A 23274-nucleotide genomic window follows, 5' to 3' on the forward strand; every position below is an offset into this window, starting at 1 on the left:
AGCAAATTGATTTATCATAAATTACAAATTTTACTTTTTAGATAAATTAGTTTGGGCATTGTAAGGATAAGTCGAAACTGTATTTTAAAAGCGATTAAGTATATAATGCTCCGCAAATTTAATTAATTTATATCATCTAAAATATATTTCTATGAAATCTTCAATTATCAACAAATTAGAAATGCTACAAGAGCGTTATGAAGAAGTTCAAGCATTATTGTCTGATGCTTCGGTTATTGCGGATCAAAATCGCTTTCGCACTTTGTCTAAAGAATATTCGCAATTAACAGGGGTGGTTAAGTGCTTTTCTGATTGGAAGCAAACACAAGAGGATATTGAGACAGCTAAAATGATGCTATCTGATCCTGAAATGAGTGAAATGGCACAAGAGGAGTTAAACGAAGCATTAAGTCGAGTTGAAGAACAAGAAAAGCAACTACAAGTTTTACTATTACCTAAAGATCCTAATGATGATTATAATTGTTTTATCGAAGTTAGAGCAGGAACTGGTGGTGATGAAGCGGCTATTTTTGCTGGCGACTTAGCTCGAATGTATACAAGATTTGCCGAATCACGGAATTGGCGTGTTGAGATTATGAGTGCAAATGATGGTGAACATGGTGGCTATAAAGAAGTTATTATGTTAGTTAGTGGGGATGGTGTTTATGGTAATTTAAAATTTGAATCTGGTGGACACCGAGTCCAACGTGTACCGGAAACAGAATCTCAAGGTCGTATTCATACATCTGCTTGTACCGTTGCTGTTTTACCGGAAGTCCCTGAAGCAGAAATGCCTGAAATCAACCCAGCTGATTTAAAAATTGATACCTATCGTTCATCTGGCGCAGGTGGTCAGCATGTTAATACAACAGATTCTGCTATTCGTATTACCCATATTCCTACAGGCATCGTTGTTGAATGTCAAGATGAGCGATCGCAACATAAAAACAGAGCCAAAGCAATGTCAGTTTTAGCTGCAAGAATTCAAGATGCGGAACTACGTAAGCGCCAACAAGAAGAGGCTTCAACACGTCGAAATCTATTAGGTTCAGGCGATCGTTCAGATAGAATCAGAACATATAATTATCCACAAGGTCGAGTAACCGATCATCGAATTAATTTAACGCTTTACCGTTTAGATGAAGTCATGGAAGGAAAATTAGAGATGCTAATCGATCCGATTGTGCAGGAATATCAGGCTGATCAACTAGCAGCTTTATCGGAACAAGATGAATGACATACTTACAATGGCTTAAAAGTGCCTCTCAAACCTTAACAGATAGTGAAAGCCCAAAGCGAGATGCTGAAATTTTACTGAGTTTTGTTACGCAAAAAACGCGGACATTTTTAATGGCGTTCAGTGAAACATTGCTAACTGATGATGAATTGATTGCTCTATCTAAATGTTTAGAACGCAGGAAAAATGGTGAGCCTATCGCTTATATAACTGGCGAAAAAGAGTTTTGGTCTTTAAAGTTTAATGTTTCTAACGTCACTTTAATACCTAGACCGGATACTGAAAAATTAGTTGAATTAGGTTTAGAGTACCTTCCTAAAGTGCCTTGTGAAGTATTGGATCTTGGCACGGGAACAGGCGCGATAGTTATTGCAATGGCAACCGAACGTCAAGACTGTTTATTTACCGCAATTGAAAAAAATAAAGATGCCCTAATCTTAGCTCAAAAAAATGCTGCTCAAATCGGGGTGAATAATGTTTATTTTTTACAAGGTGATTGGTACAAACCAATAAAGAATAGAAAGTTTTCAATGATTGTCAGTAATCCTCCTTATATTGAGCCAACAGACATCCACTTATCCCAAGGCGATGTACGCTACGAACCAAGAAGCGCATTAGTTTCTGAAGATGATGGTTTAGCTGATATTAAACTAATTGTACAAGGTGCAACTAAGCACTTAAACCAATATGGGTGGTTACTAATAGAACATGGTTGGAAACAAGGCGAGGCAGTGCAAACTGTTTTTAAACAACACGGATTTCAATTAGTAGAAACCTTCACCGACTACAGTGGTAATGATAGAGTTACCCTTGGTCGCTGGTTTAAACCTTAACTAGGAAAATTTTATGATGCAGCAAAAAAAAGTAAACATTGGTGACATTACTGTCGCTAATGATCTACCCTTTGTACTATTTGGTGGTATGAATGTGCTTGAATCTCGTGATTTGGCGATGAAAATCTGTGAACATTATGTCACCGTTACCAATAAACTAAATATTCCTTATATTTTTAAAGCCTCTTTTGATAAAGCAAATCGCTCATCAATTCATTCCTATCGTGGACCAGGATTAGAAGAAGGGCTAAAAATATTCCAAGAGCTTAAACAACAATTTGGCGTTAAAATTATTACTGATGTACATACTGAAGCACAATGTCAACCCGTTGCTGATGTGGTTGATGTAATTCAATTACCTGCCTTTTTAGCAAGACAAACTGATTTAGTTGTTGCAATGGCTAAAACAGGCGCAGTAATTAATGTCAAAAAACCACAATTTGTTAGTCCAGGGCAGATGGGTAATATTGTTGAAAAATTTGAAGAGGCTGGTAACAATCAAATCATCCTTTGTGATCGTGGTAGCTGTTTTGGTTATGACAACTTAGTGGTTGATATGCTTGGTTTTAACATTATGAAAAAAGCAAGCAAAGGGTCACCAGTTATTTTTGATGTTACTCATGCTCTTCAATGCCGTGATCCTATGGGAGCAGCATCAGGTGGACGTCGTGGCCAAGTAACTGAACTTGCACGCTCGGGCATGGCTGTTGGTATTGCTGGGTTATTTTTAGAATCCCACCCAGATCCAAGTCATGCAAAATGTGATGGACCGTCAGCATTACCACTAGCAAAATTGGAACCTTTCTTAAAACAGATGAAAGCCATTGATGAACTAGTAAAAAGTTTTGATGAAATTGATACTGAACACTAAGAGTTTAATTATTTAGCTACAATTAAAAAAACGTTATTTATTATAAAGTAAACGGTATTTTTAGCATATTAATAAAAAAGAGAAACCAAATATGATTTCTCTTTTTTATTTGGTTATGTGGTCATTTTACGTCATTAATCTTTAGAAATTACTTACTTTTTAATCTTCAATTTTTCAACCACGGTAATAAATATACATAAAAAATGCCATACCCTAAATCATAGGTAGCGTGTTGATATTATAAATAAAATTGGCGATAGACTAAATATTGACACCAAACGTTCATCTAGAACATATTCATTAACATCTTCTAAAATCGTCATAACACATTAAATAATGTGACTTTAATGATTAATACTAACGTAATTTTGTACGTGGGTTGTCCATTTACAATGGGATATTTATACAAAGGTTTTTATTTTAAGTTATATTTTTGTAAAAAATATTCAGGATTCTATACCGTCATAAGTTTAAAAAATTCTAAAAAAGTCCGTTATATTATTTTTTTTAATAAAAAAAGTTGTGACTTTTATCTAAAAATTAGCATAAAAATCGATCTTTTTAGTGATTATGATCACGATTTAGAGTGTTTAATTTGCTAGATAAAATATGTTTATGCATTATAAAAATACATATTTACCTCATATCTGAATTTAAATATGTTCCTAAATAAAGCTTCGAATGTTTAAAATAAAAGTTACTTTGAAGTTCAATTTATTAATAATAATCATATGTTAATAAGTTTTACTGTAAGTTAAATAGCATAATTTAATTATTTTAGGAAAATAAATATGAATATTTATAATGCAAAAATGATACCTAACCGATTAAATCTTTTAACTAAACTTATTTTTTCTTTTTCTGTTTTAATGGGGGTAACAACTCCAGTGGATGCCGTCTATGAAAATCATTTTTTTGATGATGCTTCATTAACTGGTAATATCTTTTTCTGGAATCGTGATCGTGACCGTAAAGATATAGAAACCAATAAATATAAAAGCAATATTAGACAATCAACATTTAATAGTAATTTGGATTATCGTTCTGGCTATATTGCAGATAGATTTGCTATTGAACTCGGTGGTTATGGCGCTTGGGAAGTCAGTAATGGCGGTAATGGTCACCCAAATGAAATAGGATTTAGTGGCGCTCATACCCGTTGGGATGAGGATTGGAAGAAAGATGTCAGTGGACTTAGTTTTTATAAAGCACAAGCAAATTTTAAAATTGACGAATTATTTTGGGTAAAAGCAGGTTATATTCAACCCTCAGGTCAAACGTTACTTGCACCACACTGGAGTTTATTACCAGGTACTTATCGAGGTTTTGAGGTAGGGTCAACTCTTGATTTTGATAGCGCTGGAGCATTGTCGATGTCATATATGTGGAGTGATAAATATAAAGCACCTTGGTATAAACGGCTTTATGAATTTAAACAGTGGGGAAAAGGTAAAAAAATTAATTATTTACATTCTGCTGGTTTGAAGTATGACTTTAAAAATGACTTAGTATTAGAAAGTGCATTTGGACAAGCACAAAATTATATGAACCAATTTTTTGGTAAAGTATCTTATAAAATGGAAGTGTTTGATAATCCTATGATTATGAGCTACCAATTTTATGGCGCTAAAGATCAATCGCATAAAGATACAGATGTATATGATGGCTTGGCGTGGTTGCAAGCAGCAACATTAGGCTATCAAGTTGGTGCTATCGGTCTACGATTTGAAGGCGTTTCGGTTAAAGCTGATGGAGAACAGGGATTCTTTTTACAGCGTATGACACCTGATTATGCTTCATCAAATGGTCGTTTAGATATATGGTGGAATTCTCGCTCAGACTTCAATGCCAATGGTGAAAAAGCAGTGTTTGCTGAAGTGACTTATGATTTAAGTTACCTATCTCATTATTTAGCGGGTTGGAAAACAGGTGCGTCTTATGCCTATGGTTGGGATGCAAAACCTAGCACTAATCGTCAATACAATCAAAAACAGCGTTTGATTGAATCTGCATATAACTTTGATTTAGGTTATACCGTGCAAGAAAGTTGGGCAAAAGATACAACCTTCCAATTGCACTATACCAAATATAATAACCATTCAAATATACCGAGCTGGGGTGGTGGATACGGTAATATCTTCCAAGATGAACGGGACATTAAATTTATTGTTACAATTCCATTCACTGTTTTTAGTGCTAAACAAAAATAGGTAAAAAAGATGAAAAAGATTAAGGCAACGATATTAGCAACTTCAATCCTTTCTTTGTTAAATATATGTGCGATTCAATCAGTGCATGCTTCTCAACAAATTGCTAATTTGATTAGTTCTCAACTTAATGTTAAATATGAAGTTGTCGACAATCAAGCAAACGCAAATGGCGTTAACTGTTCAACTTTAGGTGCTGATTGGGCTTCTTGTAATAACGTCATGATTTCACTTAAAAATACTGGAACAGCCATTAATAATAAAGATTGGGCTATCTATTTTGATAATATCAGAATGATTCTAGCTGTAGACAATGATCAGTTTAAAATCACCCATATTACAGGTGATTTACATAAGCTCGAGCCAACAGAAAAGTTCACTGGTTTTCCTGCTAATACAACGGTGAATATTCCAATTATTGGGGAATATTGGATTGTAAGTGAAAGTGATGTTATGCCACGTTGGTATGTAACTTCAAGTGATGCTAAACCCAAAATTATTGCTAACACTAACACGGATTCTGACAATTTATCGGCATTTGTTGCACCAATAAAACAACAATGGAAAAGAACGGCTGATGATCACAATATTTTAATGACGTCTGCTAACCGTTTTGAATATAACGCCGATATTAATAAATTATCTGAATTATCGTTACGAGGGCAAATTCTACCAACACCAAGCAAACTTACAATAGGTAAAGAGGATGTTACGATTGATCAGCAAGGCGTTAATTTAATTCTTGATGGTTTAAATCAAGATAGTTTAGCTATTCTAAAGGCACAATTTAAAGCATTAAACATAGCTGTGACAGAAAAAGGTTATCAAATAAAAGCAACGATTGATCCTAAACAATTCGAACAAGGAAAAGTAGGATCATATCAATTAGATATTAAAAATGATAAGACATTAATCACCGCTTATGATGAAGCAGGGATTTTTTATGCCATTCAATCCATTTTATCTATCATTCCCGTAAATCATTCAAATTCAATACCAATGCTAAATGCTGTTGATTCGCCACGTTTTGTTTATCGAGGAATTATGCTTGATATTGGGCGTAATTTTAAATCTAAACAAGCCATATTAAGTTTATTAGATCAAATGGCAAAATATAAAATGAATAAATTTCATTTTCACTTAAGTGACGATGAAGGTTGGCGAATTCAAATTCCTGGATTACCTGAGCTAACTGATATAGGTAGTAAACGCTGTCACGACCTCACGGAGCAAAATTGTTTATTACCACAATTAGGTTCGGGACCTGATAATAATACAAGTGGATCAGGATTTTTAAGTCGTAATGATTACATTGAAATTGTCAAATATGCAAAAGCACGCTTTATCGAGGTTATTCCTGAAATCGATATGCCTGCACATGCCAGAGCCGCAATAGTATCAATGGAAGCACGTTATAAACGCCTAATGAATGAAGGAAAAGAGCAACAAGCTAATGAGTATCGTTTAGTTGATCCAACCGATACATCCAATACCACAACGGTACAATTTTATAATCGCTTAAGTTATTTGAATCCTTGTCTTGATTCATCTAAACGCTTTGTTAATAAAGTTATCGATGAAATCGCAAAAATGCATATTGAAGCAGGGCAACCGCTTAATACTTGGCATTTTGGTGGTGATGAAGCTAAAAATATCCGTTTAGGTGCAGGTTATCAAGATCTGCAAGCAAAAGAAAAAACTGATATTAAAGGTACTATTGATCAAAGTATTGAAGATCATCCATGGGCTAAATCACAAGCTTGCCAAACTTTTGTGAGAAAAGGCAAAGTGAAAGATATTGAGCATCTACCAAGTTATTTTGCACAACAAGTCAGTACCATTATTAAAAAGCATGGTATCAATCATATGCAAGCGTGGCAAGATGGCATGAAACATGCCGAAAATGCCAAATCTTTTACAGTCGATAAAGTTACAGTTAACTTTTGGGACACATTATATTGGGGGGGATTTGATTCAGTTAATGAATGGACAAATAAAGGTTATCAAGTGATTATCTCTAATCCAGACTATGTTTATTTAGATATGCCATATGAAGTGAATCCAAAAGAAAGTGGTTACTATTGGGCAACACGTTTTAGTGATGAACGTAAAATATTTAGTTTTGCGCCCAATAATTTACCACAAAATGCTGAAACTTCGGTTGACCGAGATGGTAATCCATTTACAGCTAAAGGTACTATGAACTGGTCAGGTGCTTATGGGCTATCAGCACAAATTTGGACTGAAGATATCCGTAGTGATAACAAAATGCAATATATGGCTTTTCCTCGTTTACTAGCGGTTGCTGAAAGGGCTTGGCATCAAGCTGATTGGGAAATGGCTTATCAAAAAGATCGCCAATATCAGCAAGGTGAAACACATTATGTAGATAGCAAAGCGTTACATGATGATTGGAATCGCTTTGCTAATTTACTTGGACAAAGAGAGCTAGCTAAACTTGATCTTGCGGGTATAAATTATAGATTACCTATTCCTGGTGCAAAAATTGTAAATGGTAAATTAAACGCCAATATTGTATTTCCGGGATTAAACATTGAATATTCAACGAATAATGGAAAAAATTGGAAACTTTATACTGCTCCAGTGGCAATTAATAAAGATGACACTATCTCTATTCGTAGTATTTCATCAGATCAAAAAAGAACAAGTCGTGTAGAAAAGCTAAATTAAGCTTTAAAGCACTAATATTCTTATCCGTTTATCGGATAAGAATAAAGCCTAAGAAAGGGAGTTGATGATATTTAATGAAGTGTCTCCATAAGCTCAGCTTCATCAAAATCGTTATCATTCCCATCTTCAAAATAAGTACCCCAACCATCATATGTGACGCCAAATTGGGTAGTAAGTGCGATGATTTCTGCAATTTGTGCATTTATTAGTTCGGCATTGAGTGGGCTTTCGGTAACAATATCAAAAGCGATAATAACATTGCCTGCATCGTCAATATCTTCATCGGGATCGGTTGCCTCATAGCCTAATTTATAGGCTTCTACTGCCACTTTTTCTAATTTATCAAAATTTTGTGATGAAATGTGATGCTCAATGATATAAAGTGCATGAGGATCGCTACCATCTTCTAATAGTTCCTCAATAATTGCGCTAGTATCTTGTTGAGCAAGGCGAATTTGATCTTTCATAATATACCTTTTAGTGGTCATGCAAATTGTGTGGTATATTACACGTTTCAAAATAATTTTCGAGAAAAAAATGATCGTTGATTTACATTCACATACTACGGCATCGGATGGACTATTAACACCTAGCGATCTTGTCAAAAGAGCGGTGGATAACCAAATTGCTATTTTGGCTATTACCGATCATGACACCGTTAAAGGTTTACCTGAAGCTCAAAAAACGATTGCTAACGAAAATTTACCTATTAAATTAGCTTGTGGTGTTGAAATATCAACTTCTTGGAAAAACAACGAAATCCATATTGTTGGGTTAAATATTGATATTGCACATCCCGAGTTAACGACACTGCTATCATCACAAGAACAAGGAAGAATCGATCGAGCGTTGGCTATAAGCCATAAATTAGCTAAAGTTAGTATTGAAAACGCTTATCAACAAGCACAACAATTTGCAAAAGGAGACATTGTTTCGCGTGCTCATTTTGCAAGATTTTTAGTTGCTAACGGCTATGTTAAAGACATTAAACGCGCCTTTAAAACATACTTAGGCAAAGGTGGTTATGCTTATGTACCTGCAACATGGTGTAGTATTTCAGATGCGGTTAATGCCATTCATGCGGCAAGAGGACAAGCAGTACTTGCGCATCCAAGTCGCTATGATCTAACTTTAACTAAATTAAAATTATTAATAAGTGAGTTTAAATCTAGTGGTGGTGATGCAATTGAAGTTTCACAAAGCAGGCAAACGCAAGATGATTTACAAAAATTAGCTAAATTAGCCAATGAATTTGAACTATTGGCATCACAAGGATCAGATTTTCATGGTGTTGACAGCTATTTAGATTTAGGGAAAACAACCCCACTACCTGGTAGTGTTACACCAATTTGGCATAATTGGAAACTCTAAATAAATCTGGATTAAAATCGATTTATATTCGTGCTTCACTATAAGGTTAACGATATAAAATTTAATCATGCAAATCAGATTAACAATAATATTGATATAGAAGAAAATTATGAGTCAAACTTTTTATATTCATCCAGATAACCCGCAAACTCGATTATTAAATCAAGTTGTCAACATATTAAATGATGGTGGTGTTATAGCTTTTCCGACCGATTCAGGATATTCACTGGGTTGTTTACTAGACAATAAATCGGGTGTTGATCGAATTTGTCAAATTCGTCAACTTGATAAAAATCATAATTTTACCTTGATGTGCCGTGATCTTTCTGAACTATCTAGTTATGCTTTTGTAGATAACACAACTTTTCGGTTACTAAAAAATAATACTCCGGGTAAATATGTTTTTATTTTACAGGCAAGTAAAGAAGTACCCCGTCGATTGATGAATGAAAAACGCAAAACAATTGGACTAAGAATTCCTGATAATAAAATTGATTTAGCGTTGCTCGAATTATTAGGGCAGCCATTAATGACTGCGACATTAATTTTACCTAATGATGACCAAGCGCAATCCGATCCCGACGAAATAGAAGATAAAATAGGTTATCAGCTTGATGCGATTGTGCATGGTGGTTATATAGGTCAACAACCTACCAGCGTAATTGACTTGACTAATGACTATCCAACAGTTATTCGCAAAGGAAGTGGAGACACTAAACCATTCGAATAAATGTCCATTTTTTATTGTCAATATATCGACAATATAGCTAATAGAAAATTGATACCTGAGAAGGTAACAGCGAGGATTTTATGAAAAATAGCAAATCAGCATTCCCACAACTTGGCAAAAAGACAAATAGCGTTAAAGCAAAGGAAAAGCAACTCTATGAAAAACCAAAAACCTCAAGAGTACCAGCTATTACACGCAAAACATCGGTACATGATAATACTGAAAAACTCCAAAAAGTATTAGCTAATTTAGGTAATGGATCACGCCGAGAGATTGAAGCCATGATTGTGGCAGGTAAAATCAGTGTAGATGGAAAAATTGCCACATTAGGCGATCGGGTTGATGTTAATGCCAATCCGAAAATTCGTATCAATGGCCATTTAGTTCAGCTAAGAAGTAAAGAAAAAGAAGTTTGCCGAGTACTAGCTTACTACAAACCAGAAGGTGAAATTTGTTCACGGAATGATCCTCAAGGACGTGCGACGGTTTTTGAGCGTTTACCTAGATTAAAAAATGCTCGTTGGGTGAACATTGGCAGACTTGATATCAATACATCGGGTTTATTATTATTTACAACTGATGGTGAATTAGCTAATCGATTAATGCATCCACGGCACGAGATTGAGCGTGAATATGCAGTGCGAGTATTTGGTAATGTGGCTGATCAACAAATTAACCAACTTCGTAAAGGGGTGCAACTAGAAGATGGCCCAGCCTCATTTCAATCAATTAAAGCACAAGGTGGTGATGGAATTAACCAATGGTTTAATGTAGTTATAACAGAAGGCCGTAATCGAGAAGTTCGTAGAATGTGGGAAGCTATTAATGTGCAAGTTAGTCGATTGCTACGTATTCGCTATGGCAATATCACTTTACCCAAAGGATTATCACGCGGAACTTGGCTAGAACTTGGTATTGACTCAGTCAATTACTTACGTGAACTAGTCGGTTTGCCACCTGAATCTAAAAGTTTCACCACAAGTTCTTCTTCTGACAAAAGAATAGTAAGACCTAAACGAGTTAAACTTAATCAACAGACTAAAACAACACGGCAAAGAGTAACTCAAAAAGCAACTCGAAAATAATCGTCACTTAGCCCTTAAATAGTTTAGTTGTTTAAGGGTGCCTGCATAAAATATAATTCAAATCTTTTATATTTGAAATAAAACTCATCGCCAAAGAATAATGAGTGACTAGGGGCTGTTGATCTTTGCTGTACATAAATTACTCAACAATACATTGGCAGCCACATTAACATAAATGCCAGTGATACCATACTGGCATAATTCCTTTCTAGCTTATCGTATCTAGTTGATATTGAACGATATTGCTTGATTCTAGCAAAGGCATTCTCGACTAAATGACGATAGCGATAAAGGCACCTATCCATACTGCTTTTATCTATATCCTTACCATAATTACGTTTAGCAATCACCGCTCGTCCGCCTTTTTGACGAACAAAGCACCGAAAAGGCTCGCTGTCATAACCTTTATCGGCTATCACTGTATTCACCTCATCGAGCTTTTCAATTAGGTTTTCTGCATAAGTGATATCATGTCGTTGTCCTTCAGAAAGCTCAAAACAAATAGGCAAACCACCACTATCAACCGCAAGATGAATTTTAGTTGAATGACAACCACAGCTCTGACCTATTTGCTCGGAATGCTCCGTTGCAGCGCCTGTACTATGTTGATGAGCCCAGATAATCGAACCATCTAGGATCACCCATTCAAAATCCGCTAGTTGTGATAAATGTTTGAAAATATCAACTAATATTCCTTTTTTAGACCACAAATTAAATCGTCTATAGACGGTGCTCCATTCACCAAACTCTTCTGGTAAATCTCGCCAAGGAATACCAGTTCTCATTCGGAAAAGGCTCCCCCCTCAAACGTCATCCGATGCTCGGATTTATTATAAACTCGGCGGTATTTTTCATTATTTGTAGTAGCTTTTCCCACCGTTTATCTGTTAGCATTGTTCTTGGCATGATGAGTCGAGTTATGGTTGTTTTTGGCTGAATTATTATAACTTACATCATGCCGGCTAAAAAATAATCACGAAAGATCAACACGCCCTAGTTATTCAACTTTTAGCAAAAAAGTTAATAAATTAACGCTAATTTATAATAGACTCATTAACTAGCTTATTAATTAAGCTAAATTAAAACAGTTTTCATCTTAATAGCTAGATGAACAAGCACAAAAAAATTAAACTAAAATGAATTGAAAGGAAAATTATGCGTATAATCATAGCTGTTTTTTTTATGTTCTTATTAGCTGCTTGTCATACACGTACAGCAGAAGAAGCTTATAAAGAAGGAAAATATTTAGAAAGCATCAACTTATTGGCGGATAGTCTTGAGGATAAGGGTACTGCAAAATTAGGTCAAAAAGACGTACAACGACTACAAAATATCGTCAATAGTGTTATGCAACATTATGAAACAACTTTATCAAATACCAATAATCAGGATTATGCCAAACGAATAGAATGCTACCAAAATTTATTAGCAATGAAACTGCGATTAAGTGATCGCTTTTATAGCCAAGAAATTAGTTTTTTTGATAATAAATATGATTTTACTAAATTACAAGAGAGTATCGCAAAAGAGTACTATGACTATGGTAATTCTATCACAGGAACCGATAGTAAAAGTTATAGAATAAAAGCCGATTTATACAAAAAAGGATTTGAGCAATACAACTATAAAAACATTGAAAGTTTGTATAACAATGCAAATAAAAAATATATGCAACTTGCTGCTAAAGATTATTATGACCAAGGAAAAATGTTAGCACAGCAAGGAAATTATAAAGCTGCTGCGGATGCATTTAATAATGCCTCGGAAGTATATCAGCCTCTTGGCAAGTACAAAGATAGTGACAAACTTTCTATTGAGAATGATAGAAAACACTGTACTCAACAAGCAGAAAATGCTTATGAACAAGCACAACAATTAGCTCGAACAGCAACACGTCGTTATCAATTTCGAGAAGTAGCCCAATATTACGCTTCAGCTGCTTCGGCTTATCGCCAATACGGATCGTTTCTCGATGCAGATTTTCAAGCAGATAAATATAAAAGAGAAGGGAAAGTAAAAGTTTATTATAATTCTTCAGAATTAAAATCTTATGTAACAGATCTATTAAGTAAAGACTTTATAGAATTTGTTATCTACCAACCAGGGCAAGCAGATGTCACGATCCGTGTAACGACAAATGTTGAATTTTCTGATCTTGGTAAATCAGTTAACAATGAAACCAAAACCGAAAAAATATTTGATAAATTTATTGAATTAGCTGACGAAAACGGTAATAAAAAGCAAGTTAAAACCTATAAATATCAACAGTTTAATTTACAAACTGTGACTCACAGCAACAAATTAACTTTGACCACTGAAATTGAGGCTCATGGAATCTATAGTTACAGTAAATCATTTAACGTTGTACAAACATCAGCAAAACATGATTATATCTATTCTGGCAATGTGCCATCAAATTTGCATAATTATAGTGAAGGAACATTGCAAACCAAAGATAGCTTGCTTCGGGCGGCAAAAGACCAGCAATTAACAGAATTAAAAGTGTATATTGAAGATATAGTTCGAGATCTTTCATATCTATAGTTAATATAAATCTCATAGCTACAACTTAATTAAATAAAACTACTTACTCATTGGCGCTTATTTTAGAAAACGAGTGCTCAATGAGTAAAATAATTCTTCAATTATTTTCTCTCAAGTAAAGGAATAACTCAAATTCTTTACATTAACCCTAATAATCTTTAATCAATTTTGATAATTAACTTTTTTAAATCTATTCAAAATGTTAATTATTTATTAATTAAAAATGGTCGTTAATTATGTCACTTGTGATTCCTGTAACTACCCCCTAAAATAGCACAACAAAAAAGTAGAAAGCTCTCTATGATAGAAGTGAAAAAGGATTAAAACACAAAAACAGGTAGCGTATTTTTTGATTATAAGCCATGCATTAAATATAAAAAAATTTACATTACTATTACAAAAAAGTCATTGAAAAAACATGAATAATCTTGTGTTTAACAATGTTTGATGTAATATAAGGCGCTTAAAAATCAACAAAATATTTTGATTTTTTTGTTCGATTCATATTCACACTGTTAATTATATAAATAATAATAGATAATTGAGAAATAAACATGAAACAAAACATAGACGGTTATTCTTACTTTTTTACAGAGTTTCAGAGTAAATTTCACGAGCAGTATGTTCCGTATTTTAATAAGAACAAAATAGGTGTATCTTCTAACTCGAATATTAAAAAAAAGCTTATAAAAATAAGCTTTTTTTCTGTTATTTTTGCAATAAGTAGTTTAAATGAAACCAATGCAATGCTTTCAGCCACAACATTTCGTATGATTCAAGGAAATGAGCCACAATTTTTTGCAAACGAAACTATAATAAACAAACTTGGATTTCATTATAACGGAAACGATTATAATGAATTAAATGGCAATATCAAAAGTGATACGATTAAGTATTTTGATGAAAACACTAAACTTAGCGATTTTAATATAAAGAGTTATTTTACACCTAGAGCATCAATAAATGATCTTAGTGGTGATTATTTTGATGTTGATGGTGATGCTTTTGATCCAGTTACACCAGTTACAAATACACTTAAATTTGTTTGGAAAGATAATAGAGGTAAACTTATTGATGAAGCCGATTATGATGATATTGCGTGTAGTCATAATAAGTACGAAATGCCTTTACAATTAGAAATTACAGCAAAAGATATTAAAATTAAAACAGAATATGGTTATCCTCAAGAGAGTTATCCTGTAAGTCACATTATTACAGATTCGCTCGAAACCAAGCCTATAACCAAAACATATAAAATAGCGATAGCTAAAGCTTGTTTTGCAAAACCGAATGGAATTAATTCATCTCCGGACTATCAATGGCGTTCAATTAAGAATGATAATAGTGGAATTGATGATAAATGGAACCTAACGGGCGCAGGTATAAATGGTATAAATAAAGATAAACCAAATCTAGAATTTGGTGGTGGCCACACAGATGATTATGTTGTAAATCAAGGGTTCAAGGTGAAGCCAACGGCATCAAATGGTAAGCTTTTCCCGACAACAGGCTTTAGGGGTGCGCAGTTCCAGCTTGTTATGGGTGGAAAACAAGAAGATTATATTTTTACAAGTAGTAATACTCTTACCCCCGTTGATGAGAATGGTCTTGTTACACTAGAAGGTCCAGTTAAAAGTGCCACTATTTCAGCAACTCTAAAATCAGATAATAATATTCATTATGATTATAGTTTTACATTAGATTTATGGGTTGAACCGACAAATGACCTTGTAACTAACCAACAAGAGGCGAAGTTAAAATGTGTAAGTCCTATGAGTTTATTGAGTCGTCAAGATTTAAATAATGGTTCAAGTTTTTCAAGTAAAAATTTGGATAGTTATCAAGGACGTATATATAATGTATTTACTCGAGGTATTGGGTTAGGCGTTTTTGGTGAGTGGGGCAGAGCAGTTAAATATGATATTTATGGTATATCGCCATCTTATCCTAAATCGAATTGGAGTTATGGTTGGTTTTTCACAAAAGAAACTCACCCAACAACTAATATTAATAATCCTATAGAAGGAATAGTGATTTCAAGTCATGATGGTATGATATCTTTCCCAAGTGCGTGGGGAAGAGACGAAGCTAAACGAGCTGTTTGTGGTAAATACTTATAACTACCATTCTTTAATTAACAAAAGGTATTTAAATAACTTTTTAAATACCTTCAGAAGTCATTCTTAAAAATTATGTAAACATTTGATTTTATTTAAGTTTTTAATATTGCAAATTTAGCTAAAATATGAAAATTACTTAAATAAAACGATTCAATAATCAGTTACTCATCGGGAGCATTTTTCAGATAAAACCGATGAGTAACTTATTTTGATAAGTTTGTTCTATCTCAAATCAATCAATACCTAGCACCATTCGTCCATTTTTAGTCGCCACACTAACCACATTATCCAAATCAGTGTAACGGCATCCTGTTACTAACAATTTAAGTTCTTCCCACATATTACCCGTTGAAAATGGTAACATATAATCACTAACATTATCCGTGCCAATAGCAACAGGAATACCCGCAGCAGCCAGTTCATCAACAGGGGTTAATGAGTTACGAGTAGGGCCTTGCTCTTCACGGCGAGGGCTATCGATCCAAGCAAAAGGACAAGCAATAACCATCATTTTAGCCTCTTTCATTTTTTTGTAGAGTTTTTGGCGATATTCTAAACTATGCGCAGTGATAGAAATGCTATGGATGGCAACAACTCGCCCGTGCATACCATGCTCAAGAGTTTTATCGGTAAGTTGTTCTGTTTCGATTTCATCTTGTGAGTTAAATTGGTCAACATGTACATGCACCATTTTGCCCAATGACTTACCTGTTTGCATTAACACATCAAGATGTTTAAGTCCCATACCTTCACCATGATCACGCTCATCACGACGTGGTAAACCGCCAATAATATCAACTAAATCAGCCCCTTTATCAAACCAATAACGTGCCTCTTTATCAATAACACCTTTAAGAGTTTGATTAACTAATTTTATGGTGATGTCATTTTTATAAGTTTCTCGTGCTCTTAAGGCTCCTTTAATTGCTCGTTCTTCAGCAATAGGATCAATATCAACAAACGATCCCATGGCACTTACACCTTGCTCAATCATACGCTCAACCGCCATACTAAAATGACGATAGTAATCATCTTCACTCATTGATGCTTTGACTTTATCTAATGTATCCCATTTTTCAATTAAAGTCTGTTTTTGATAGACATCAAAACTATCAACTGAAATAGTAAAAGCACGATCAGCATGCATATGTGCATTAACCCATCCGCCATTTTGCTTAATATTATTCATTAAATAGGCTTTTAAACTTTGGTCTCTTGTGGTTAATAACATGTTTTTATGTTCAATCATAATATGCCTCTACAATTCAATCTAAATGAAGTTGATAAAATCGGACGCAATAGGCAAAAAAAAATCCCCCAAAAAGGAGGATAAAATGGAATCAATAATATTAATGATTAAGATTACTGAGTTACAATTGATCATTGCGCCTACACCGTATCGATAAAAAATTGCAGAAATTCTAACCAAAATATTTTTAATAGCAAGTACTATAATTTATAAAATATATAAATAAATGAAATAGTTAAAGTATTATTTTTTAGATTTCTTACTTCAAAAAATAGTTTTTAATAAAGTTAATTACCAATAAATTAAGAAATAAAATCATAACTAATTATTTAATAACAATAATTAGTTGTCACAAAAATGAGATTATTAACCTTAAATACAGCTTTTGGATATTAGCTGTAGCAAGCGTATACTACACTAACAACTTATTTTGAAATATAGGTAGTCTACTAACATGAGTCAATTAAATATTATTGCCACAATCACAGTTAAACCAGAATTCTATGACGCATTTCAGCCAATTTTTAAACGTCTAGTAGCAGGTAGTCGAGCTGAAGCAGGTTGTTTACGCTATGAACTTAATCAAAGTATAGATAATTCAAATATCTTCATAGTGATCGAAACATGGTCATCACAGCAGGCAATTGATTTTCACAACACAACGCCACATTTTGTTGAATTTGCCAACTTTGCTAAAGAACATACTGATAGATTAGAGATTAATATTGCCAAACAAGTAATATAACTTAAAAGATGATGATAGTTAACATTTCGGGTTAACTACCATATTAATTAATCAAACAGTTCGATTTTTATATTCCGTGAATCACTTCGCCCCACATCGTCAAGCACTAAAATTTTGAAAGTCCCGCTTTGTGTTGGGATCCAGCTAAGAGCTTTACGAGGTTCGGTTTGCCCAATAAAATTGTTATCAACAAACCAATAAAGTGATTTAACATCACCATCACTATTAGCAGTAAAACTAATTTGTTCATTTTTTTGTTTAGTGGTTCTAAATTGATAAACCACATTTTTAAGAGGCGAAGTTATTTTTGGCGGTTCGCCTATAAAATTTTGTGATGAATGACAATGTTTTGTTGATGGTGGCGCTTTTTTAGGAATTCCTGCTTTAGCAAAAACAGCAGCTAAATCTGACGGCCAATATTCAAAAACAGCTAAGTGAGAGGTTGTTAAATCATAAGGAGGACAAACAGCCTTACCTGTTTGATTGTCGACCATCACGGGTCTAAAAATAGTATCAGGATTAATAGGTGACACACCCGGAATAAACCACGTTTTACCTTTTGCCTTGCACCATTGAGTCAGTAGATTGCCACTGGTTAGACAAATATCGATACGCTTTAAATTTGGAGGTAATGGGCGATTAGGTTCACGCAAGTTAGGATAATAAGCGTTAATACTTTCAACGATATTAAAAAACAGCGGTGTGGCGGCATCGACGCCTACAAAGGCATTATTACCACTACCATCAAAGTTACCAAGCCAAACCACCATAGCATAGTTACCAAAAGTTCCTGCTGTCCAAGCATCACGAAATCCCCATGATGTACCTGTTTTCCAAGCAACGGGCACCACCTTTTTTTGCATTTTGCTAAGTACATCTTGTGGGCGGGTATTTTGTTTCAACATATCAATGGTCATAAATGCTGCTTGTGGACTTAACAGCTTTTGTGGCTCGGGCGAGTCGTTGGCTTCAATAAATTGCAATGGCTGCCAACGGCCTTCGTTGGCTAGCATTGCATACAACCCGACTAACTCTTGAGCACTAACTTCACCACCACCTAACACTAAAGACAAACCATAATGCGACTCATCGGCGAGTTTTTGGATATGGGCATTGACCAAAAATTGATAAAAAGAGGGATTATGTAATTTAGAGGCCACCGATACAGCAGGAATATTACGGCTATGAATTAATGCATCGGTTGCCGAAATAGGGCCACGAAAGTTACGATCAAAGTTTTCTGGCGTGTATGAACCAAAATCAGTGGCCACATCTTTTAAAATTGTACGAGGATGTAAAACACCTTGGTCAATACCAAGCGCATAAATAAACGGCTTAAGTGTAGATCCGGGTGAGCGTTTAGCAAGTGTACCATTAACTTGACCTTGGATAGAATTATCAAAATAATTAGCCGAACCGATCAGTGCCTTAACCTTCATTGTTTGGGTATCAACCAAAATTACCGACGCATTATTAATACCTTTTACACGATTTCGCTCAATAAACAAATTGACTTGCCGACTAATGATTTTTTGCAGATTATTATCTAACGTAGTTTTAATTTCTTGAGCATCGTTTTGCTGTTGTTGAATGATTTGATTAATAAAATGCGGTGCACCAAAAGGCATTCGTTCTGGTTGACGCAAAACCAACTTTTGCGAAAAAAGAGCGACAATATTGCTATCAACAAAATATTTTTCTTGCCAACGCTCAAATAATTGATTTCTTGCTTTAACTAACGCTTTGCCAGCAAATCCTGTTTTACGATCAACTCGAAACGTTGGTGATTGAGGTAACACCACCAAAGTTAACGCCTCGGGCAAATTGACTTGTGAAGGCGGTTTATTAAAATAGATAAATGACGCTGCGCCAACACTTTCAATATTGCGACCAAAAGGGGCATAATTTAAATACGCTTCTAAAATATCATGTTTAGAATACATCAACTCTAACTGTATAGCCCTAGCAATTTGATGCAACTTTCCACCAATGGTTTTAGTATTTAACCGCCAATGCATTCGTGCAAGTTGCATGGTAATGGTTGAAGCACCTTGACGATTTCCACCACCAAGATAGGTTGCCCCAAAAGCCCTAATTAAACTAAATGGATTAAAGCCAACATGATAATAAAACCACTGATCTTCGTGCAGTAACAAACCATTAACAATATCAGGCGAAATATCCTCCAAAGGCGTCCATAAACGATAACGATCATCATTGGCTAATGTCATTCGAATTAGCTGGTTGTTATTATCATAATAGCGCTTTGAAAAAGTAAGTGATTCAGAAAGAGGGGCATGAGGTAACAAACGAATAATAAGGATCGCAATAAATAACAGCAACAAAGCCATTAACTTATTTTGATGACGAACAATAAACCTAAACATATTTAGTCAAAAGCTTAAAACGCATGTATTAAAAAACACCACCAATGCATTCACATCGGTGGTGGTTAAATTACATTTTATCAACAGTCTTAATGCCTAGCATATCAAGGCCAGTTTTAAGTGTTTTAGCTGTTAAAGAAGCTAATTTTAAGCGACTTTTTTTCAGGCTTTCGTTTTCGGCTGCTAAAATAGGGCAGTTTTCATAAAAACTTGAAAACAGCGTTGCAATTTCATAAAGATAAGCACAAAGCACATGCGGTGTACCTTCGCTTGCCACGATTGAAATAGTCTCATCAAATTGAATTAAACGAGTTGCTAAAGCACGCTCTTTATCAGATTCCAAACTAATATTAGCTGTTAAGCTATCTTCAGAAATATTGGACTTTTTAAAAATTGATAACACACGTGTATAAGCATATTGCAAATAAGGTGCGGTATTGCCTTCAAATGACAACATATTATCCCAATCAAAAACATAATCAGTAGTCCGATTTTTAGAAAGATCAGCATATTTAACTGCACCAATAGCCACCGCATCGACAATTTTTGCAAGCTCACTTTCAGAAAGATCTGGATTTTTGCTACGAATTAAAGTTGTTGCACGCTCACACGCTTCATCTAGCAAATCATTTAATTTAACAGTATCGCCAGAACGGGTTTTAAACGGCTTACCATCTTTACCTAGCATCATACCAAACATATGGTGCTCAAGTTTTAAAGATTCTGGTACATACTTGGCTTTGTGAACAATAGCCCAAACTTGCTCTAAATGTTGATGTTGGCGGGAATCAGTATAATAAAGAATACGATCAGCGTGTAACGTTTCGTAACGGTATTTAGCACAAGCAATATCGGTTGTTGCATAAAGGTAGCCACCATCACGTTTTTGGATGATAACACCCATCGGTTCGCCTTCTTTGTTTTTATACTCATCAAGAAAAACAACAATCGCCCCTTCACTTTCAACCGCAAGCCCTTTCTGTTTTAAATCGGCAACAATATTAGGTAGCATGCTGTTATAAATACTCTCACCCATGGTATCTTCAAGCGATAACGTAACATTTAAACGCTTATAAGTGGCAATATTTTGCGTCATGGTAATATCAACTAGCTTGCGCCACATATCACGACAATATTCATCGCCACTTTGTAATTTCACTACATAATTACGAGCTTTTTCGGCAAACACTTCGTCTTCGTCATAATGTTTTTTAGCGGCTCGATAGAATGACTCTAAATCTGAAAGATCCATATCATTGGCATGTTCATTTTGCATCTTTTCAAGATACGCAATTAACATACCAAATTGTGTTCCCCAATCACCAACATGATTAGCACGAATAACATTATGACCTAAAAAAGATAAAACACGAACGCTAGCATCACCAATAATAGTTGAACGCAAGTGTCCAACATGCATCTCTTTGGCGACATTAGGCGCCGAATAATCAACCACAATAGTTTGCGGTTTGGCGGGTAAAGTAATATTAAGCTTATCACTACTTAAAGCAACTTCATTTTGCTCAGCAATCCAGCTATTTTTCAAAAAGATATTAATAAAACCAGGACCTGCAATTTCAACTTTTTCAGCGATATCATCAACATCAAGATGCTGTAAAACTGTCTGAGCAAGTTCTCGAGGAGGCATTCCCATTTTTTTAGCAACAGACATAATGCCATTAGCCTGATAATCACCAAATTGTACTTTAGCTGATTGCTTAATTAAAGCGTCGCAGTTCTTATCTGCACCTGCCATAATCATAGCTTGCGAAACACGTTGCGTTAATAATTGTTGAATATTCACACTAAACCTAACCGATTATAATAAAATGCCCAATATAATACCGACAAAGTGATGAATTGTCACTGATCGCATAAAAGAGGAAGGATCCTTTTTATTAAAAGAGTGTAAAAAATCGAATAAAACTAATGCTCCAACTAAAATGTATTAATACGTCGTGGTTTTAGTAAAAAAACAAAGCATAATATAAACCGTTGGGGTTATTCAAGATCAACAAAAAACCAACAAAAACTTCAATAAAATCAATAGTATACCGGATCGATTTTAGGCCTTTAAAAAGCACCTACTCCACCAGTCCCAAAAACCACCCAACCGCTACCTCCACCCGTAAAAAACGCCACCCCCAAAAAAAAAGCCAAAGCAACCCCAAACTTACCCGCTAACAATTCTTTACAATAAATTAACAAAAAAAGTGGCGCATTATTCATCATCAAGTTATAATTTTTAAGCTTATTCAGGCAAGGAATCGCTCAAAATTCAAGCGAACTGATATAAAAGCTCATAAAAAACAATAAATTACTTGACAAGGAAATAAAAATGCATTACCATGGTTGGCGTCTGGCCTGCCAAACCTATGCCCTAAATCTTATTGATTCGCACGGTGGTCAAAATAGAGCGCCACAGTTATTTTCATCATCAAAGTCATTTTGCGTAGCGAAATCGACGCCGTCATCGGGGGCTTTACTGGCGATATCTTCGACGGATTCTTCGACAACATTCTTGAAAACCTCTTCGGTCACGCCATCGGCCATATTTTCGACAAAGTTATCGTCGATATCCAAGTGGTTATTAAGACCGCCATTACTATTCAAACTACGGTTATTGTTTAAGCCTTCATTGTTATCTAAATCGGCATTATTCTTTGCGCCGTTGTTGTTATTGTCATATACGCAGGGAGCACAGGCATTATCAGTAACAACAAATAACTTAATTAATGGTACTGCGCCATATTTAACGTTTGATGGTGGGCAGACAAAGGCAATCGATACGGATACTTTTTTGGCAATCGAGTTGCCGGATGGTAGGAATATCACGCCATCGACGAACACTTCGAGTTTGGCAAATCCGATAATGGTTTCTGCTGGAATAACATTTAATGATATTCATATGGTATTGCCGTTGGATTCAGATAGCATAAGTCTCAATGATTTAATTACCCAAGGGAAGTGGGGAGATGATGATGGAGATGGACAGGGGGCAGGGGGAGTAACGGCATCAGGGAGTATATCGTTAGCAATAAAGGATAAAGATGGCACTACGGTTAGTCGTGGTGATACATTAAATCTATGTAAAGCGCCTTATAAGGTAACCTTAAGTAGTACTGGGGGGAATTTAGTTACGCAGTATGGTGTCCCCAATAGTAGTACATTTAGTGGAGGAACAGTGGATTATTATATCACTTT

General features: G+C 34.8%; 17 protein-coding genes and 1 pseudogene. 12 read left to right on the plus strand and 6 right to left on the minus strand.

Annotated elements, in window-relative coordinates; all coding sequences use genetic code 11:
- Positions 1–151: 151 nt before the first annotated feature.
- The 5 genes from prfA to A9G31_RS02240 all read left to right on the plus strand — a co-directional run bounded on the left by prfA (position 152) and on the right by A9G31_RS02240 (position 7839).
- A complete protein-coding gene (prfA, locus tag A9G31_RS02220) occupies positions 152–1237 on the plus strand; it encodes a peptide chain release factor 1 (RefSeq protein ID WP_034909811.1) in 1086 nt (361 codons plus the stop codon).
- Positions 1234–2070, plus strand: coding sequence for a peptide chain release factor N(5)-glutamine methyltransferase (prmC, locus tag A9G31_RS02225; RefSeq protein ID WP_065560245.1), 837 nt, complete (start codon positions 1234–1236; stop codon positions 2068–2070). The genes prfA and prmC overlap by 4 nt, the downstream gene beginning before the upstream one ends.
- 16 nt (positions 2071–2086) lie before the next feature.
- On the plus strand, positions 2087–2941 hold the full coding sequence (kdsA, locus tag A9G31_RS02230) for a 3-deoxy-8-phosphooctulonate synthase (protein WP_065560258.1): 855 nt from the start codon (positions 2087–2089) through the stop codon (positions 2939–2941).
- An 869-nt stretch (positions 2942–3810) separates the two neighbouring features.
- Positions 3811–5151, plus strand: a complete 1341-nt coding sequence (locus A9G31_RS02235; protein ID WP_442902665.1) for an OprD family outer membrane porin — start codon at positions 3811–3813, stop codon at positions 5149–5151.
- Positions 5152–5160: 9 nt separating this feature from the next.
- Positions 5161–7839 carry a beta-N-acetylhexosaminidase gene (locus tag A9G31_RS02240; protein ID WP_065560246.1) on the plus strand — a complete coding sequence of 893 codons (2679 nt, stop codon included), beginning with the start codon at positions 5161–5163 and terminating at the stop codon, positions 7837–7839.
- A 71-nt stretch (positions 7840–7910) separates the two neighbouring features.
- Here the strand turns inward: A9G31_RS02240 and rraB are convergent, their stop codons facing one another.
- Positions 7911–8306, minus strand: coding sequence for a ribonuclease E inhibitor RraB (gene rraB / locus A9G31_RS02245; protein ID WP_065560247.1), 396 nt, complete (start codon positions 8304–8306; stop codon positions 7911–7913).
- Positions 8307–8376: 70 nt separating this feature from the next.
- Here rraB and rnm point away from each other — a divergent pair, with 70 nt between their 5' ends.
- The 3 genes from rnm (at position 8377) to rluB (ending at position 11025) form a co-directional block, all read left to right on the plus strand.
- Positions 8377–9210 carry an RNase RNM gene (gene rnm / locus A9G31_RS02250; RefSeq protein WP_065560260.1) on the plus strand — a complete coding sequence of 278 codons (834 nt, stop codon included), beginning with the start codon at positions 8377–8379 and terminating at the stop codon, positions 9208–9210.
- 109 nt (positions 9211–9319) lie between these two features.
- Positions 9320–9940 (plus strand): L-threonylcarbamoyladenylate synthase, encoded by a 621-nt coding sequence (locus tag A9G31_RS02255; protein ID WP_065560248.1) that lies wholly within the window; start codon positions 9320–9322, stop codon positions 9938–9940.
- An 80-nt stretch (positions 9941–10020) separates the two neighbouring features.
- Positions 10021–11025: a 23S rRNA pseudouridine(2605) synthase RluB gene (gene rluB, locus A9G31_RS02260; RefSeq protein ID WP_081299309.1), complete on the plus strand. Its 1005-nt coding sequence runs from the start codon at positions 10021–10023 to the stop codon at positions 11023–11025.
- A gap of 143 nt (positions 11026–11168) precedes the next feature.
- On the opposite strand, the pseudogene A9G31_RS02265 reads toward rluB, so the two are convergent.
- A pseudogene (locus tag A9G31_RS02265) lies at positions 11169–11931 on the minus strand (IS5 family transposase).
- A gap of 249 nt (positions 11932–12180) precedes the next feature.
- Here A9G31_RS02265 and A9G31_RS02270 point away from each other — a divergent pair.
- Positions 12181–13569 (plus strand): hypothetical protein, encoded by a 1389-nt coding sequence (locus tag A9G31_RS02270; RefSeq protein ID WP_065560249.1) that lies wholly within the window; start codon positions 12181–12183, stop codon positions 13567–13569.
- Between the two features lie 554 nt (positions 13570–14123).
- Positions 14124–15689, plus strand: a complete 1566-nt coding sequence (locus A9G31_RS02275) for a hypothetical protein (RefSeq protein WP_065560250.1) — start codon at positions 14124–14126, stop codon at positions 15687–15689.
- Positions 15690–15921: 232 nt separating this feature from the next.
- Here the strand turns inward: A9G31_RS02275 and A9G31_RS02280 are convergent, their stop codons facing one another.
- Complete coding sequence (locus A9G31_RS02280) at positions 15922–16938, minus strand: amidohydrolase family protein (protein WP_218056344.1); 1017 nt, start codon at positions 16936–16938, stop codon at positions 15922–15924.
- 454 nt (positions 16939–17392) lie between these two features.
- Between A9G31_RS02280 and A9G31_RS02285 the strand changes: the two genes are divergently transcribed.
- Positions 17393–17683: a putative quinol monooxygenase gene (locus A9G31_RS02285; protein WP_065560251.1), complete on the plus strand. Its 291-nt coding sequence runs from the start codon at positions 17393–17395 to the stop codon at positions 17681–17683.
- Between the two features lie 47 nt (positions 17684–17730).
- On the opposite strand, the gene pbpC is transcribed toward A9G31_RS02285, so the two are convergent.
- The 3 genes from pbpC to A9G31_RS02300 form a co-directional block, all read right to left on the minus strand.
- Positions 17731–20070 (minus strand): penicillin-binding protein 1C, encoded by a 2340-nt coding sequence (pbpC, locus tag A9G31_RS02290; protein ID WP_065560252.1) that lies wholly within the window; start codon positions 20068–20070, stop codon positions 17731–17733.
- 70 nt (positions 20071–20140) lie between these two features.
- Positions 20141–21874, minus strand: a complete 1734-nt coding sequence (gene argS, locus A9G31_RS02295; protein ID WP_065560253.1) for an arginine--tRNA ligase — start codon at positions 21872–21874, stop codon at positions 20141–20143.
- A 602-nt stretch (positions 21875–22476) separates the two neighbouring features.
- Complete coding sequence (locus A9G31_RS02300; RefSeq protein ID WP_065560254.1) at positions 22477–22920, minus strand: hypothetical protein; 444 nt, start codon at positions 22918–22920, stop codon at positions 22477–22479.
- A gap of 7 nt (positions 22921–22927) precedes the next feature.
- Here A9G31_RS02300 and A9G31_RS02305 point away from each other — a divergent pair.
- Positions 22928–23274 (plus strand): hypothetical protein (locus A9G31_RS02305; protein ID WP_141671357.1); only part of this gene is annotated, 347 nt, incomplete at its 3' end.

This window comes from Gilliamella sp. Gris1-4, from assembly GCF_001690335.1.
GTDB lineage: Bacteria > Pseudomonadota > Gammaproteobacteria > Enterobacterales > Orbaceae > Gilliamella > Gilliamella apicola_P.